The sequence below is a fragment of the Paenibacillus antarcticus genome (assembly GCF_001637225.1).
Lineage (GTDB): Bacteria > Bacillota > Bacilli > Paenibacillales > Paenibacillaceae > Paenibacillus_AQ > Paenibacillus_AQ antarcticus.
In genome coordinates this window covers 79,498-95,356 of record NZ_LVJI01000048.1, presented here as the reverse complement: position 1 = coordinate 95,356, position 15,859 = coordinate 79,498, and the positions used below count along the sequence as shown (strand labels likewise).

At 40.1% G+C, this 15,859-nt stretch carries 16 protein-coding genes; 13 read left to right on the top strand and 3 right to left on the bottom strand.

The window, feature by feature from the left end:
* Positions 1-139 precede the first annotated feature (139 nt).
* Both PBAT_RS21400 and PBAT_RS21395 read left to right on the top strand, forming a co-directional pair.
* Entirely contained in the window at positions 140-625 is a 486-nt protein-coding gene (locus PBAT_RS21400) for a GNAT family N-acetyltransferase (RefSeq protein WP_068652720.1), read from the top strand.
* 156 nt (positions 626-781) lie between these two features.
* A complete protein-coding gene (locus tag PBAT_RS21395) occupies positions 782-1,672 on the top strand; it encodes an aldo/keto reductase (protein ID WP_068652719.1) in 891 nt (296 codons plus the stop codon).
* A gap of 109 nt (positions 1,673-1,781) precedes the next feature.
* Here PBAT_RS21395 and PBAT_RS21390 read toward each other — a convergent pair whose 3' ends face one another.
* The gene (locus PBAT_RS21390) at positions 1,782-2,390 is read right to left on the bottom strand and encodes a hypothetical protein (RefSeq protein ID WP_068652718.1); all 609 of its coding nucleotides are present in this window, start codon (positions 2,388-2,390) and stop codon (positions 1,782-1,784) included.
* Between the two features lie 411 nt (positions 2,391-2,801).
* Here PBAT_RS21390 and PBAT_RS21385 point away from each other — a divergent pair, with 411 nt between their 5' ends.
* The gene (locus PBAT_RS21385) at positions 2,802-4,406 is read left to right on the top strand and encodes an amidohydrolase (protein ID WP_068652717.1); all 1,605 of its coding nucleotides are present in this window, start codon (positions 2,802-2,804) and stop codon (positions 4,404-4,406) included.
* A 542-nt stretch (positions 4,407-4,948) separates the two neighbouring features.
* Here the strand turns inward: PBAT_RS21385 and PBAT_RS21380 are convergent.
* Positions 4,949-5,725, bottom strand: a complete 777-nt coding sequence (locus PBAT_RS21380) for a 3'-5' exonuclease (RefSeq protein WP_068652716.1) — start codon at positions 5,723-5,725, stop codon at positions 4,949-4,951.
* A gap of 224 nt (positions 5,726-5,949) precedes the next feature.
* Here PBAT_RS21380 and PBAT_RS21375 point away from each other — a divergent pair, with 224 nt between their 5' ends.
* From PBAT_RS21375 to rbsB, 6 genes are all read left to right on the top strand, one after another.
* Positions 5,950-6,927 (top strand): LacI family DNA-binding transcriptional regulator, encoded by a 978-nt coding sequence (locus tag PBAT_RS21375; RefSeq protein WP_068652715.1) that lies wholly within the window; start codon positions 5,950-5,952, stop codon positions 6,925-6,927.
* Between the two features lie 108 nt (positions 6,928-7,035).
* Positions 7,036-7,914, top strand: a complete 879-nt coding sequence (gene rbsK, locus PBAT_RS21370) for a ribokinase (protein ID WP_068652714.1) — start codon at positions 7,036-7,038, stop codon at positions 7,912-7,914.
* A 2-nt stretch (positions 7,915-7,916) separates the two neighbouring features.
* The gene (rbsD, locus tag PBAT_RS21365) at positions 7,917-8,315 is read left to right on the top strand and encodes a D-ribose pyranase (RefSeq protein WP_068652713.1); all 399 of its coding nucleotides are present in this window, start codon (positions 7,917-7,919) and stop codon (positions 8,313-8,315) included.
* Positions 8,316-8,333: 18 nt separating this feature from the next.
* Positions 8,334-9,815 (top strand): sugar ABC transporter ATP-binding protein, encoded by a 1,482-nt coding sequence (locus PBAT_RS21360; protein ID WP_068652712.1) that lies wholly within the window; start codon positions 8,334-8,336, stop codon positions 9,813-9,815.
* Positions 9,816-9,817: 2 nt separating this feature from the next.
* Positions 9,818-10,786, top strand: coding sequence for an ABC transporter permease subunit (locus tag PBAT_RS21355; RefSeq protein ID WP_068652711.1), 969 nt, complete (start codon positions 9,818-9,820; stop codon positions 10,784-10,786).
* A gap of 15 nt (positions 10,787-10,801) precedes the next feature.
* Positions 10,802-11,719 (top strand): ribose ABC transporter substrate-binding protein RbsB, encoded by a 918-nt coding sequence (rbsB, locus tag PBAT_RS21350; RefSeq protein WP_068652710.1) that lies wholly within the window; start codon positions 10,802-10,804, stop codon positions 11,717-11,719.
* A 102-nt stretch (positions 11,720-11,821) separates the two neighbouring features.
* Here rbsB and PBAT_RS21345 read toward each other — a convergent pair whose 3' ends face one another.
* Complete coding sequence (locus tag PBAT_RS21345) at positions 11,822-12,772, bottom strand: helix-turn-helix domain-containing protein (protein ID WP_068652709.1); 951 nt, start codon at positions 12,770-12,772, stop codon at positions 11,822-11,824.
* A gap of 126 nt (positions 12,773-12,898) precedes the next feature.
* Between PBAT_RS21345 and PBAT_RS21340 the strand changes: the two genes are divergently transcribed.
* The 4 genes from PBAT_RS21340 (at position 12,899) to PBAT_RS21325 (ending at position 15,849) form a co-directional block, all read left to right on the top strand.
* Complete coding sequence (locus PBAT_RS21340) at positions 12,899-13,621, top strand: ThuA domain-containing protein (protein WP_068652708.1); 723 nt, start codon at positions 12,899-12,901, stop codon at positions 13,619-13,621.
* 268 nt (positions 13,622-13,889) lie between these two features.
* The gene (locus PBAT_RS21335; protein ID WP_246168253.1) at positions 13,890-14,318 is read left to right on the top strand and encodes a GntR family transcriptional regulator; all 429 of its coding nucleotides are present in this window, start codon (positions 13,890-13,892) and stop codon (positions 14,316-14,318) included.
* Positions 14,315-15,004 carry an ATP-binding cassette domain-containing protein gene (locus PBAT_RS21330; RefSeq protein WP_068652706.1) on the top strand — a complete coding sequence of 230 codons (690 nt, stop codon included), beginning with the start codon at positions 14,315-14,317 and terminating at the stop codon, positions 15,002-15,004. The genes PBAT_RS21335 and PBAT_RS21330 overlap by 4 nt, the downstream gene beginning before the upstream one ends.
* Positions 15,001-15,849 (top strand): hypothetical protein, encoded by an 849-nt coding sequence (locus PBAT_RS21325; RefSeq protein ID WP_084403300.1) that lies wholly within the window; start codon positions 15,001-15,003, stop codon positions 15,847-15,849. Before PBAT_RS21330 ends, PBAT_RS21325 begins: the two co-directional genes overlap by 4 nt.
* The last annotated feature ends 10 nt before the right edge of the window (positions 15,850-15,859 follow it).

Here is a 15,859-nt window from a genome sequence, read left to right as displayed (position 1 = left end):
AGAACTCTAGTTACTATTTTACCATAGGAAAAGAGAGAAGTCTTAGTCGTATAAAGTGTAGGTTCAAGGGCATATTGCGAGGAGGGAGTAGAAAGTTATATAGTGTAGATATACAAGTATATGCCAATGGAGTGAACCTATGGAAATGAAGTTGGAATTGGTGCCACCAGACCGAAAGGAAGTTATCGACCACTTAATGCAGTTCTATCTATATGACTTCACGAGCTACTTGGATATGGATGTAGCACCCAATGGGAAATTTCATAATTATCCGGATTTGAATTCGTATTGGAATAACAGGGATGGCAGATATGCCTATCTGATTACGGTTACCAATGTACCGGCTGGATTCGCATTAATTGAACAACTTCAGAATTCTCTTGAGGGGGATTATTATATGACGGAATTTTTCATTATGAAAAAATATCGTCGAAGTGGATTAGGTACGTGGGCAGCAAATGAGTTGTTCTCACGTCACAGAGGAAATTGGAAAGTAACTCAAGTAAGTAATAACATCGCGGCGCAAGTGTTTTGGCAAAATGTGATTCGTGCTTACACCGGTGGTGACTTTAGACAAAAGACACGTTCAGACAATGGGCAAATCAGTCAGTATTTCAAATCTTAGTCCGCATGAATGAGATATAGCGTTCTGAAATTTAGCATAGCATTGGAGTGGTTAAATAGAGGTAGGAGCATATTTGGATTTTGGTCGCATAACCTACAAGAAGCTTAATATGTGGGTCATGGGATACTAGACGAATCATGCTAAGGAGGTTACTAGATGGAACAAAGGTTATTTGGACAGACAGGAATGAATGTAAGTACGCTTGGGTTGGGTGGAGCAGCATTTGGTCAGGAACAAGATTTCAAGAGAATAGAAAAGATGTTGCACAATGCATTAGATGTAGGTCTGAATGTGATTGATACCGCCGAATGTTACGCACAAAGTGAAGAATTCATTGGCAAAGCCTTGGCTTCCCGTCGAGATGATTTCTATTTATTTACGAAATGTGGACATGCAGCGGGGTTGGATTATCCTGATTGGGACCCTGTGCTTCTTGAGAAAAGTATTGATAGAAGCTTAAAGAGATTAAATACGGAATATGTCGATGTTATCCACTTACATAGTTGTTCGGAGGAAGTATTACGTCAAGGGGTTGTCATTGAAGTCCTAGAACGTGCTAAGGCTCAAGGTAAAACAAGATTTATTGGTTATAGCGGGGACACCACGGACGCATTATACGCAGTGCAAATGGAGGTTTTCGATAGCCTCATGATTTCTGTGAATATAGCAGATCAAGAGGCGATTGATCTCATCTTACCTGAGGCACAGCGACGTAACATGGGGATTATCGCAAAAAGACCCATTGCCAACGTAGCATGGAGGTATGATACATTACCTGAAACAGCGTATCCTTATGTATATTGGGAACGCCTTCGTGAATTGAATTATGATTTCCTTGACAATATGGAGGAAAGCATAGACATCGCGCTTCGTTTCGCCCTAAGCACTCCTGGTGTAGCTACAGCAATAGTAGGAACGAATCAACCGGATCGCTGGGCACAGAATGCAGAAATTCTTAAGAGTGGACCTCTCGCTCAAGATGTATACGAAGAGATTCGTGCGCGTTGGAAAGAGGTAGAACATGAAGATTGGGTTGGGAGAACGTAACTTAATACGAATAAAGAAAAGGTTGGCCTTTAAGTTTCTGAGGCCAACCTTTTTAACGATTATGTAGATAAAAATCATCATATGAAAAAATTGAATTAGGATGATTTTTTTATTGTTTCGATGTTTTGAATAGCGTCCTAGCTTTATCGAAATTCTTCTTTTGATCTTGGTTAGTAGAATCGGTGAATCCGAAAGTAACTTTTCCTTCGGCTGTTAAGATAATAATATCTTTGGTCTTCCCAGTGTTTTCCTTGGACTGGATTAGAACATAGGATCCTTTTTGACCCTTATCTTCGAAAGGAATAGACTCAACGACTTCTGGATTCACAAAACGGTTTTTTTCTTCGGTAATGAGGGACTGTGCCATTTGAAATAAGGGTTGCATATCAGCATAGATGTCTTCTTGTACGAACTTTTTCTTTTTCTCAATATCTGTCCCATTCAAATAGACCGTTACATACTTCAAGGCTAATGTTTCATCTGAATTTAATTTCTTTGTCTTTTTCTTTTCCTCTTTGATGGGCTGTTTTGTCTCTTTGAATTCTTTTTCTGTTTGTGTTGCTGGAATCGTAGTCGTTGGCTTGTCCACTTTAGATGTGTCTTCAACCTTAGTATTGTTAACTTGGGTCATTGTTTCCTCTGCCTTGTTAGAAGAACAACCGGTTATCAATAGTATTGCGATAAATATAGATGATGCTACTTTAGTATAAGATATCATATAGCCCTCCGTAAAACGTATTTTGACAAAAACTAGTCTATCAGAATTAGGGAAATATATCCATGATGGAATTCGACAATGTATACTACATTTTAAAGGATAGCTCTTATTAAACGCTGGATTGTAAATCTCAAATACCAACCTTTTTAACGACTTTGTTAATAAAAATACAGCATATGAAAAATTCACAACAATAGTACAAAGTTATATATTTAGTAACTCATTCACAGAGATTATCTTTCACATATATCTATCGCAACCTAATTAGAAAAAAGGTATGCTAAATTCGCCAGTCATTCTGGTCAATAGAAAAGTAGTCTCTCATCCGAGGTTCTGATATGACATTAATTGACACTTGAAGGTAAGAACTCTATATTAAATACCACATACAACAAGTAAAGGAGACAGATCATGGGGAAGTGCTGGTGGAACGGAACCATCTATACGATGGAATACGAAGGTCATACGGTAGAAGCGGTATATACTGAGCATGGCTTAGTCGTAGCTACAGGCAGTAAAGAAGAAATCGACGTGATATTTCAAGATCAAATAGATGAAGTCGTTGATCTACAAGGGGGCACGATGTTCCCAGGTTTTGTGGATAGTCATATGCATCTAATCGGACATGGAGAAACCTTTCTTAAGCTTGACCTATCCACAATGAATAGTAGAGTTGAGGTGCTTCAAGCTGTCGCGAAGCGGGTTGCAGTGACGCCAAAAGGTTCTTGGATTATAGCTGAAGGATGGAATGAGAACCGTTGGACAGATAAGAGCCTTATAACGAGAAAACTACTAGATAAAGTTGCCCCCGATCATCCAGTCATGTTAAGACGAATTTGTCGACATGTATTAGTAGTGAATACACGGACCATGGAAGCGGTACAAATAGAGGGAATGCAGTTTATAGATGTAGTGGATGCTTCTTTGGATGATACGGAATTAGGAACAGAGCACGATGGGATTTATAAAGAGAATGATCAAGATCTTATCCTTCATGCTGTTCCCACCGTAACGGAAGCATATCTCCAAGAAGCATTGATTTTGGCCATTCAACATGCCTGGAGTCAGGGATTAGTCGGAGGTCATACCGAAGATTTAAGTTACTATGGGAGTTGCACAAGAACGATACGTGCATTCAATCACGTTATACATGAGAGGTCTATGAAATTCAGAGCACATTTACTTATACATCATATGATTATAGACGAGTGGAGGAAGGATGAATTAGCAGTAAGCATGAAATCGTCATTGTTGGAATTTGGAGCGATGAAGATTTTTGCGGATGGCTCACTAGGAGGTCGGACCGCCCTACTTAGCCGTAACTATGCGGATGACCCTAACACCAATGGAATAGCCATTCATACTGACGAGGAACTTAGTGCATTGGTTCAACAAGCACGAATATATGGATTGCCGATTGCAGTTCATGCCATTGGCGATTTAGCTGCGGAGAAGGTGCTAGATGTTATGGAGCGCTATCCAACATCAGAAGGTACAAGAGATCGATTAATTCATGGACAAGTATTAAGTCAGAATTCGATTGAACGAATTAAGACTTTACCTATCGTGATCGATATTCAACCCACATTCGTCGCATCGGATTACCCATGGGTGATGGATCGTGTAGGGGTAGGGACGGACCTACATATATACGCATGGCAATCGATGCTTGATAATGGTCTGCACTGTGCAGGGGGATCTGATGCACCGATTGAACATATCTCACCGCTTCTAGGAATGTATACAGCTGTAACTAGGACGAGTTCAGAAGATCCAACGCAGACGATCTATCAACCAGATGAGCGTTTAAGTGTGTATGACGCTATTTCCTTGTATACGACAGGGAGTGCTTATGCGAGCGCTCATGAACATGACCGGGGGTTAATACGAGCAGGGTATTGTGCGGATTTCACTGTTATGACAATGGATCCTTTTATGAATACGTCAGCTAAGTGGTTAGAAGAGGGAATAGCTATGACCATAATAGATGAGACTGTCGTGTATAAGAGGGATTAATGTAGCTATGTATTTTCGATCAATTAACTGATTTGAACCAATCGAAATACCAATCGAAATATCCTAAAGAGAACCAAACTCTATAAAATGAACCTAAATAGACGTGTATTCGAAGGTGAAATCTCTAGATTCAGCTGTCAGCTGATCTTGGTTTTTTATGGAACTAACAATATAATTTCATCATATGAAAAATTCACAACAGTAAATTGAAAAAAATATTATCTAGGTCATCTTCATATATCCATCATATTCTGGTATCTATTTGAACAAAGAAAATCATCTTAGATCCACTTCCAAATAACAAGAGGCAGACCCGATTTTATATAGATTAATAAAAATGGAACCCATGAGTATAACAACCTTAGCTACTTCGTCTTTAAATCAAATAGTTCTCTGTCGGCAAATCTAATGAAAGTGGTACTCTTAGATCATTTTCTTATAAACAACCTCAAGACAGGAGAACTCAGAGTTACATGCGGCACGAAATAGATAATATTCAAAAACCACTATGGTAAGTTCTCCATAGTGGTTTTTGAATGATACTATTTCGCCGATCCCGCTACCGACTTCTTCACCTTATTAATCTCTACGTTGAAATACTCTTGTAATTCCGTGAGTTTTCTTGGATCTTCAAGAGAGGCCTTATTCAAAAGAAAACGTTCAAAGAGGTTATCCCATGTAAGAGGTATCTTTTGCAATGTCATCGAACGAATGGAGTTCTTAACCAATCTCCGTTCTTTCGCATTGGAGTATACATCTACGAACTGTTGCGTGTGTGCGAAGTCTAACTTATCGAATATAGCTCGGAATACCTCAGAAGTCATCTTGGCGTCATCTAACGCACGATGTGCAGACCCTGAGGGAGCAATATTAAGATCTAGCAGAGCTCCTTCGACACTAACATCATTTGTGATATTCTTATAGCGTACGAATCCCTTCAATAAATCGAAGTAGTTGGCTGACATCCAGAAAGCGTCGTCCATCTTGTGCATACGCGTATCATATATGATTCTTTTTAAATCCTCGCCACCCCATGTGAAGAGTAGGAAGGATTCGCTCCGATTTAACCAGTTCATAAAGTCAGTGATAACTTTTCGGAATCCAGCAGCTTGATCAATATCTTCTTGAGGAATTCCAGTTTTCTTCTTAATAAAGGAATTTAATTTAGAGAAATATACGGGTTTTATTAATGCAGAGAATTCATCCACATATCGCAATTGTGAGTCCAATCGAACAGCACCGATCTCGATCACTTCCATGGGTAGGTCGCTTGCAAACTTTCGACCATTGAATTCAATATCCAAAATAACATAATCCACAATGGTGCCTCCGTTCTGTAACTTGTTCTATTTTATCAGGGACAATTGGTAGTGTCTATGGTTAATCAGTTATAATCATGAATTGAATGAATAGTAGAAGATACCCCATAACTAATATCATGAATTTAATATGCTCCAATAAATAAACTTGTAAAAGAATTGGATATGTGATAATTTAATAAAGTAACGAATGTAACCGGTTACACATGGAGATGATAAATCTAATGACAACGATTAAAGATATCGCAAGAATAGCTGGCGTATCCGTGGCTACTGTGTCACGAGTTATTAATGAGTCAGGTTATGTCAACACCGATACGCGGAAAAAGGTAGAAGAAGCGATTAAGTTGATGAATTATTCACCTAATGAAGTAGCTCGTTCTTTATACAAAAAAAAATCTAAATTAATCGGCTTGCTATTGCCAGATATAACGAATCCATTCTTTCCCCAATTAGCACGAGGCGTAGAAGATCGGTTACAAGAACATGGCTATCGATTGATATTTGGGAATAGTGATGAGAATGAAGATAAAGAATTGGATTACATTCGAACTTTTGTACAAAATAATGTAATCGGTGTCATTTCATCGACCAATTTCCCAGATAGTGATACTTACCTTAATTTGAACATCCCGATCGTGTTCCTAGATCGTACTTCTAATGAAAGTCCTTCAGTATATGCTGATGGTAGAGAAGGCGGACGTATCGCTGCGCAAGAGATCATAGCGCGTGGAAGTAAACATATTACGATTTTACAGGGACCGGCACACATCAAACCTGCTCAAGATCGTTTTCAGGGAGCGGTAGAAGTATTTGAAGAGTTGGGTATGACATACCATGTGATTCAGACCTCATCCTTTTCCTATATAGAAGCTGGATATTGGGCCAAAATATTGTTCGAACAACATTTAGAAACAGATGGCGTTATTGCAAGTAATGATATTGTGGCGACGGCAGTACTTCAAGAAGCACATCGTCTAGGTAAGTCAGTTCCACAAGATGTGCAAATTATAGGATATGATGATATCCCGCTAAGTAGCCTATTATCACCTTCATTATCTACGATTCGCCAACCAGCGTATGATATGGGTCGAGAAGCAGGTGGGTTACTTATTAAGCTAATTGAACAAGATAAGGTAGACGAGAAGATTATTCAACTACCTGTTAGCTTCGTAGAGCGGGAAACGACTAGAAGAAAGTAGTGGAAAGATTGAACTAAAGTATGCGCTCACCTGTATAATCGGTTTCGTCTTTAGTTCATTCTATCTAGATGAATAGTATAAATATTATGTGATGAAAGGTTGATAATGATGGCTAAGATTTGTGTAATTGGAAGTACTTCAATGGATTTAGTGGTGACTTCATCGAAGCGCCCTTCCGCTGGCGAGACAGTGCTTGGAGAAAACTTTGCAACAGTTCCTGGAGGTAAGGGAGCCAATCAAGCGGTTGCAGCTGCTCGTCTCGGTGCTGAAGTGACCATGATCGGTTGCATAGGCGACGATTATTATGGTAAAGCTATGATGGATAATTTCAGATCAAATGGCGTTCTTATTGAATATGTGGAACCGGTTACAGGTGTTGAAAGTGGCACGGCGCATATCATTTTAGCCGAAGGCGATAACAGTATTATCGTCGTAAAAGGCGCAAATGATCATGTTACTCCTGCTTTTGTAGAGAAGGCGCTTGATACGATCCGTAGTGCGGATATGGTACTCATCCAACAAGAGATACCTGAAGAAACAGTATCCTATGTAAGTGACATTTGTCGTGAATTCAATGTGCCTATGTTGCTTAATCCCGCTCCTGCACGTCCAATCAGTGATTCAATTATAGAGAATGCTAGCTATTTAACTCCAAATGAACATGAATGTTCCGTTCTTTTTACTGGAATGAGTACAACAGAGGCGTTACGGAAATACCCTAACAAGCTATTTATTACGGAAGGCAGCAATGGCGTACGCTTTTATGATGGAGAGACAGAAGTACTAGTTCCTGCTTATAAAGTAAATGCTATAGATACTACTGGAGCAGGTGATACTTTTAATGCAGCATTTGCCGTCGCACTGGCTGAAGGGAAGTCAATGCAAGATAGTGTGAAGTTCGGTAATCGAGCAGCTTCTTTATCCGTAACCAAATTTGGTGCTCAAGGCGGTATGCCAACACGGGCAGAAGTAGAGGGGAGCCTCTAGTTATGAAGAAATTCGGAACATTAAATAGTCATATCACCAAAATCCTAGCTGACTTAGGTCATACTGACACTATTGTCATTGCCGATGTTGGACTTCCTGTTCCAACAGGTGTTCTCAAGATTGATCTATCAATTAGGCTCGGCGTTCCTAGTTTTCAGGATGTCGTGGATATGTTGGCAGAAGACATGGTTATTGAACAAATAATTGTGGCGAAGGAGTTAGCTTCTGCCAATGAAGAAACAGCGCGATATATAAATGATAAATTTAAGGAAATACCTATAGATGAGGTTTCACACGAGCGATTCAAGTTACTAACCCACAATGCTAAAGTTATCATTCGTACGGGCGAGGCTAAACCATACGCGAACTGCATATTACAAGCCGGTGTCTTTTTCGGTTAATGAGGGGGTTCTACAATTATGCACATTACAATGCAAGGTATTCATAAATCTTTCGGTGCGAACCGTGTACTGACAGGTGTGGATTTCGATCTTCAAGCGGGTGAGGTTCATGCCCTGATGGGTGAGAATGGTGCTGGTAAATCAACGCTGATGAACATTCTAATTGGGCTTCACCAACGTGATCAAGGAACGATAGTGATAGATGGTCAGGAAACTTACTTCGCGAATCCGAAAGAGGCGGAACGAAGCGGCATTGCTTTTATCCATCAAGAACTGAATGTATGGCCAGATATGACGGTTCTCGACAATCTGTTCATTGGTAAGGAACGCACATCTAAATTTGGAATATTGAATATGAGTGAGATGAAAGCATTAGCAAATGAGCAATTTCGTAAACTCTCGGTCACGATTCCCTTGAACCGTGATGCAGGCGAATGTTCTGTCGGTGAGAAACAAATGATTGAGATTGCCAAAGCATTAATGACCCATGCCAAAGTAATTGTAATGGACGAGCCGACAGCTGCATTAACAGAACGAGAAATACAGAAGTTATTCGAAGTCATCGCCTCATTAAAAAAAGAAGGTGTCTCAATCGTCTATATTTCACATCGGATGGAAGAGATCTTTGCGATATGTGACCGTATTACCGTGATGCGTGATGGGAAGACAGTAGACACGAAGGCTATACCGGATACGAATTTTGATGATGTGGTTAGAAAAATGGTTGGTCGAGAAATCACGGATCGTTACCCTGAACGCAATTCAAATCCTGGAGAAGTCGTACTTGAAGTCAAGAACGCTTCGAAGAAGGGCCAATTCAAAGATGTTAATTTCTCAGTACGATCGGGTGAAATTGTTGGTTTCTCTGGCCTAATGGGATCAGGACGTACCGAAATTATGAGAACTTTATTCGGACTAGATACATTAGACAAGGGTGACATTTGGGTGCGAGGCAAGCAAGTTTCGATCCGCAACCCCGATGATGCGATGAAAGCTGGAATTGGATTCGTAACGGAAGACCGGAAAGACGAAGGGTTAGTGCTAGATTTCTCCATTCGAGACAATATGGTTCTTACGAACTTATACAGTTTTGCATCCAAAGGATTAATTAACGCTAAGAAAGAACAAGAATTTGTAGACGTGCTTATTCAGCGGTTACAGATCAAGACACAGTCTTCCGCAACTTTAGTTCGTAATCTATCTGGGGGTAACCAACAGAAAGTAGTTATTGCTAAATGGATTGGCATTGGTCTAAGTGTCCTGATCTTAGATGAACCCACGCGTGGGGTTGATGTTGGGGCTAAGCGGGAAATATATCAACTCATGAACGAATTAACGGAACGTGGTGTTGCGATTATTATGGTATCTTCCGAGCTACCTGAAGTGTTAGGGATGAGTGACCGAATCATCGTCGTTCATGAAGGGAACATCACTGGAGAAGTTTCGCAACAAGAAGCTACGCAAGAGAACATTATGACGTTAGCTACAGGGGGGCAATAGTTATGACGACTATTAAAGACGAACAAGTAAAAAAGGGATTTCAGATCGGACAAATCACACAGAAACTCGGTCCTTTACTAGGGCTTCTAATCTTGATTATTATCGTAACCATATTAAATCCAAGTTTTTTGGAACCGCTTAATATATTGAACCTGTTAAGACAGGTAGCCATTAATGCATTGATCGCGTTCGGTATGACCTTTGTTATTTTGACAGGGGGGATCGATTTATCAGTAGGTTCTATTCTTGCTCTTTCTAGTGCGATTATGGCAAACCTTATGCTCTCGGGGTTAGATCCAATATTAGCAATTGTAATTGGTTGTTTGCTTGGTGGTGTTATGGGGATGGTCAACGGACTCATGATAACCAAGGGTAAAATGGCTCCATTTATCGCAACGTTAGCGACGATGACTATTTTCAGAGGATTAACGCTTGTCTATACGAACGGTAATCCAATCACAGGTCTAGGCGACAGCATGATGTTCCAGTTGTTTGGTCGTGGGTATTTCTTGGGTATTCCAGTTCCAGCAATCACGATGATTATCGTATTCTTCGTCTTATGGGTAGTATTACACAAAACACCATTTGGTCGTAAAACGTATGCCATTGGTGGTAATGAGAAAGCATCCATCATTTCAGGTATCAAAGTAGATCGTGTCAAAATCATGATTTATTCCCTAATAGGTATGTTATCTGCGCTGGCTGGAGCAATCTTGACATCAAGACTGAACTCCGCACAACCAACTGCCGGTACATCGTATGAATTAGATGCCATTGCAGCAGTTGTATTAGGCGGCACGAGCTTAACGGGTGGACGTGGACGTATTATAGGTACATTAATAGGTGCCTTGATTATCGGAATATTGAACAACGGATTGAATTTGCTCGGTGTATCGTCTTTCTATCAAATGGTAGTTAAAGGTGTCGTTATCGCGATTGCTGTCTTAATAGATCGTAAGAAAGCTGCATAAGAGGGGGATTCCAACATGAAAAAAGTTAACTTAATTCTTATATCCATGGTTTTAGTACTGATGACAGGATGTTCATTAGAGCCACCCGAGTGGGCTAAGCCGAACAAAAGTGGTGATTTGAATAATATAAAAATTGGACTATCGATATCAACGTTGAACAATCCCTTCTTTGTCTCATTGAAAGATGGCGTTGTGGCAGAAGCGAAGAAACAAGGTATGGAAGTTATCGTAATCGATGCGCAGAATGATTCTGCCAAACAAAGTAATGACGTGGAGGATTTAATGCAACAAGGTGTGAATGCCCTGTTAATCAATCCAACCGATTCATCTGCCATCTCTACGGCGGTTCAGACAGCTAATAGTTTAGGTATTCCTGTCATCGCATTAGATCGTTCAGCAGAAAAAGGGAAAGTTGAATCACTCGTTGCCTCAGATAATGTAAAAGGTGGTATATTGGCAGCAGAGTATATCGTAGAACAACTGGGTAAAGATGCTAAAGTCATCGAGCTAGAAGGAGTGCCTGGTGCTTCAGCGACTCGTGAACGCGGTAAAGGATTCCACGAAATAGCGGACGCTCAGCTTAAGGTGATTGCGAAACAATCAGCAGATTTCGATCGAACCAAAGGACTAACCGTAATGGAAAACCTGTTGCAAGGAAACCCTGGTGTCCAAGCTGTCTTCGCTCACAATGATGAAATGGCACTGGGTGCGATTGAAGCGATTCAAAGTTCAGGTAAAAGAATAGCTGTTATTGGGTTCGATGGAAATATAGATGCACTGAATTCAATTACAGCAGGTAAGTTAACTGCGACCGTTGCTCAACAGCCTGAATTAATAGGACAACTCTCCGTTAAAGCGGCTAAAGATGTTCTTCAAGGGAAAACGGTGGAAAAGTCAATTCCGGCACCTCTTAAGTTGGTTGTGAAAAAGTAAATGTAGTTATCATTAAGATAAATCGTTTTTCATTAAAAAAAACTGCTCTCTCCTTAAACTTGAGGGCAGTGTTTTTTTTGATTTTCGCGTAACCATATCCCCCTATATTCTAATATGTTGCATAGCTTCCATCGTACCTTTGGACTCACTTCGCATGCGCAGTTTGAATTCCCTAGGTGAGCATTGATTATGTCGTTTGAACAGTTTATAGAACTGAGCCATGTTCGAGATACCGACCTCATAGCTAACTTCCATAATGGTAAGTTCACTCGTTAGTAATAACAGCTCAGATCTTTTGATTCGTTTGTAGTTGATGTATTCCACAAAAGAAATGCCCATCGTTTTCTTGAAATATTTAATAAAATAATGATAACTCAAATTAAGTAAATTACATGCATCTTCGACGCAGAGTTTATCATTCAAATGTTCATCGATATAATCCAGAACGGGTCTTAACCGACTTAATTCGGATTCCCTTGCATAGTTCAAGACGTTACGACTATCGTTTCTCAATAGTAATAGGATCATTCTCTTGATTGTAGAGCTCACAGCGATTTCGTAGCCTCTCGTGCGTGTTTGAGATTCTTTAAAGATATCCATAATAAAAGAATGGGTTTCACGTTTCGCTGACTCGTTGTCGTTGAAAATATAATTTAAGATATCGAGCGGTTGAGTCAATTCAGAGAAGCAATATAAATATGGCATGGTGCTCTGGTCGAAATGTTTACTCAGATCGATTTGAAGTACCACATAGTGTAATACGTCTGTAAGAGGTTTATGAGAACGATGCGGTTGCGAGGCCCCTAATACCATAACATCACCCGGTCCGAGAACAACATAATCGTGCTTAGTTTGTACACCTAAGTGGCCTTGAATGACAGCAATAAACTCTACCTCTTTATGGTAATGCCATGGGTATTTTTCCACGGCGTTGCAATAGTGAGGCTCTAAGGAAATCTCCCATATTTTTAGAAACAGTAGTGGATTCTGATAAATGACTTCTTCATTGATAGCATCGGAATGCGTATCGAAATTGGTTTCAAATAAGGACATGTGCATTCCCTCCTTTTTGGAGTATAACACTTTTGAATATAAAATTGGCATGATTAAGTATTTCATTAACACAATGAATTATCTATACTGAGAACAGTGTTAATACAAGAAGGAGTGTTCATACAAATGGTAAGAGTAACAGTATGGAATGAAAACCGTCATGAGAAAAAGAACCCGCTTGTTGCTGAAATATATCCGGATGGAATTCACGGTGCTATTGCAGGTTTTTTAACAGAAGCAGGGTATGAAGTAGGAACTGCTACGCTTGATGAACCAGAACATGGTTTAACAGATGATATATTACATAATACGGATGTGCTCATTTGGTGGGGACACCTAGCCCACGGGGAAGTAACAGATGAAGTTGTTCAAAAAGTACAGCAGCGTGTCCTTGATGGCATGGGCTTGATTGTCCTTCACTCGGGTCATTTCTCTAAGATTTTCAAAGTATTAATGGGTACCAGTTGTGATTTGAAATGGCGTGAAGTGGGTGAAACGGAACGTCTTTGGGTTGTAGCGCCAAGTCATCCGATCGTAGAAGGCATTGGGGAATTCATCGAACTTGATAAAGAAGAGATGTATGGCGAGCATTTTGATATCCCTGCACCAGATGAGCTTATCTTTACAAGTTGGTTTGAAGGCGGAGAAGTGTTCAGAAGCGGGTGTACCTTTACACGTGGAAACGGTAAGGTGTTTTATTTCAGACCGGGACATGAAACGTATCCAACATATTATAATAAAGACATTCAGCGTGTCATTGTGAATGCCGTGAAATGGGCGCAGCCAGTAGATCGCATACGTCCGGTCTATGGGAATGCACAGCCATTAGAAACAATACGTATGAAATAAACGACTCATAGTTATAGCTCTATAGAAACACTGCGCTCACCCATGTAGGTGAGTGCAGTGTTTTTTGATATTGTAGATGAACGTGTATCATGGGATTGTGAATAAATGATGGAAGCTGATTTCAGGGTCAGAACAATGAAATTAGTGAAGTAATATTTTACAACATTTAATTGGAATGTATTGACAAACAAACTGTATTACAAGCATAATACATCTATAACGTATGAACTACTTAGTACACACACTACAACAGAATGCGAGGTGCAGGATGAAAATGAATGAAGGCTGGACGGACGTCACTTTCAACGGCCGGGATCCGGTATATTTGCAGGTTGTCCGACATTTCAAAGAACAACTTGCAACCGGTCGGCTGGAAGCCGGGCAAATCATACCTTCACGGAGGGAATTGGGCGCTATGCTAAAGATAAACCCTAACACGGCACAGAAGGCTTATAAGGAAATGGAGGAACAACAATTGATCGTAACCGAAGGTAATTCACCAAGTCGAATCACGCTTGATGACAATTTACTACGTAGTATTCGTTCTGAATTAATTAGCGAAGCTGTTGATGCCTTTGTGGTATCGGTCCGTAAAATTGACGTTCCCGTAGAAGAACTATTGGATATCGTAAAACAGAAGTATCTTGAAAGAAATGAGATAGAAAGACAAGTACAGGAAGGAGGAGACCATGCATGATTAAGGTTGTAGACATTCATAAGCGATATCGTGGTCGGTCCGTGTTAAACGGCGCCTCCTTCACGGTGGAAAAAGGACAAATAACATGTCTTATTGGCATTAACGGAGCGGGTAAGTCAACGGTTCTAAAGGCAATTATGGGCTTAACACCTCTGAAATCAGGATCGATCCTGATTGACGGTCAACCCATAGATAAGAACCTATATGAGCAGGTAGCATTTGTCCCCGATCATTTAACTATGCCTCCTGGAATGAAGCTGTCTGAGGGACTACAGTTCATGCAAGACTTTTATCAGAGCTGGAATGCGAATAGAGCCGAGGAGCTCATGACATTCTTTAGCTTGGATCGGACAGAGAGAATTGGCAATCTTTCAAAGGGAACAGCAGCTAAATTTAATCTAGTGCTTGGTCTTTCACAGGATACAGCGTATGTCTTAATGGATGAACCATTCTCGGGCATAGATATGTTCAGTCGAGGTCTGATTGCAGAGGTATTCTCTAGCCACTTGATCGAAGATCGCGGCGTACTTCTAACTACACACGAAATAGGTGAGGTAGAGCATTTGATCGATCGAGCTTTACTCATGAAAGATGGAGCCATCTGTCGGGACTTTCAATGTGAACAAATTCGTAGCGAGGAAGGTAAATCCATCGTTGACGTTATGAGGGAGGTATACCAAGGGTGAATAGATATTTAAAGCTTGTACATATGGAAGTCGATCGCTTTAAATACATATTGGCTGGCTTAATGAGTCTAACGCTTATTTGTCAGTTTGGAGGCGTAATCTGGTGGACTAAAAGTGCTGTATCCAATCGAGAAAGTGGAGCTTGGATGAATGGAGGTTCAATGGGTTATATCTTGAATTCTTCAACTAGCGGCAACCTGTCGTTTACGCATGTGCTATTTAATACACAATTCATATTTATGATTCCCATTCTGATGAGTATTGGTGTAATTGCGATATATGTATTTCTAATCTGGTACCGGGATTGGTTGGGTCGAAATACATTTATATATCGTTTGTTGACACTACCTACTGCAAGACGGCATATTTATTTCGCTAAATTAACGGCCATTCTAATATTCATATTTGGGCTTGTATCTTTTCAGTTGGCATTATTACCAGTTGAAAAATTGATTTTCAATCTGATTGTCCCATCCGACATGAGAGATCCTTCTAATATCTCCAATATTATTTATGCAAATCCAGCGTTAGAGATGCTCATACCATGGCAGTTCGATTCATTTCTCGTCTATTACGTAATAGGAATAATAGCGGTGCTAGTAATATTTGCGGCCATTCTGATCGAACGAAGTTATGGTCGTCTAGGCATTCTATATGCCATTCTATATTTAGGGATAAGTGTGTTCTTACTCTTATTTCCTATGGCCGGTCTAGGATTGGATAATGTGAATGGATATTTATATCCTAATGAAATATTTGCTATCGAACTCGTCATGTGTGTTGTGGTTATGACTGTGTCGGTATGGATTGGTTGTCGACTTATTTCCAAAAAGATAACAGTGTAAGGAGGATGAT

Coding starts and splice junctions, on each gene's coding strand:
- PBAT_RS21375 (WP_068652715.1), top strand. CDS start 5,950: ATGACAACGATTAAAGATATCGCAAGAATAGCTGGCGTATCCGTGGCT.
- PBAT_RS21395 (WP_068652719.1), top strand. CDS start 782: ATGGAACAAAGGTTATTTGGACAGACAGGAATGAATGTAAGTACGCTT.
- PBAT_RS21345 (WP_068652709.1), bottom strand. CDS start 12,772: ATGTCCTTATTTGAAACCAATTTCGATACGCATTCCGATGCTATCAAT.
- PBAT_RS21385 (WP_068652717.1), top strand. CDS start 2,802: ATGGGGAAGTGCTGGTGGAACGGAACCATCTATACGATGGAATACGAA.
- rbsK (WP_068652714.1), top strand. CDS start 7,036: ATGGCTAAGATTTGTGTAATTGGAAGTACTTCAATGGATTTAGTGGTG.
- PBAT_RS21355 (WP_068652711.1), top strand. CDS start 9,818: ATGACGACTATTAAAGACGAACAAGTAAAAAAGGGATTTCAGATCGGA.
- rbsB (WP_068652710.1), top strand. CDS start 10,802: ATGAAAAAAGTTAACTTAATTCTTATATCCATGGTTTTAGTACTGATG.
- PBAT_RS21400 (WP_068652720.1), top strand. CDS start 140: ATGGAAATGAAGTTGGAATTGGTGCCACCAGACCGAAAGGAAGTTATC.
- PBAT_RS21390 (WP_068652718.1), bottom strand. CDS start 2,390: ATGATATCTTATACTAAAGTAGCATCATCTATATTTATCGCAATACTA.
- PBAT_RS21335 (WP_246168253.1), top strand. CDS start 13,890: ATGAAAATGAATGAAGGCTGGACGGACGTCACTTTCAACGGCCGGGAT.
- PBAT_RS21330 (WP_068652706.1), top strand. CDS start 14,315: ATGATTAAGGTTGTAGACATTCATAAGCGATATCGTGGTCGGTCCGTG.
- rbsD (WP_068652713.1), top strand. CDS start 7,917: ATGAAGAAATTCGGAACATTAAATAGTCATATCACCAAAATCCTAGCT.
- PBAT_RS21360 (WP_068652712.1), top strand. CDS start 8,334: ATGCACATTACAATGCAAGGTATTCATAAATCTTTCGGTGCGAACCGT.
- PBAT_RS21340 (WP_068652708.1), top strand. CDS start 12,899: ATGGTAAGAGTAACAGTATGGAATGAAAACCGTCATGAGAAAAAGAAC.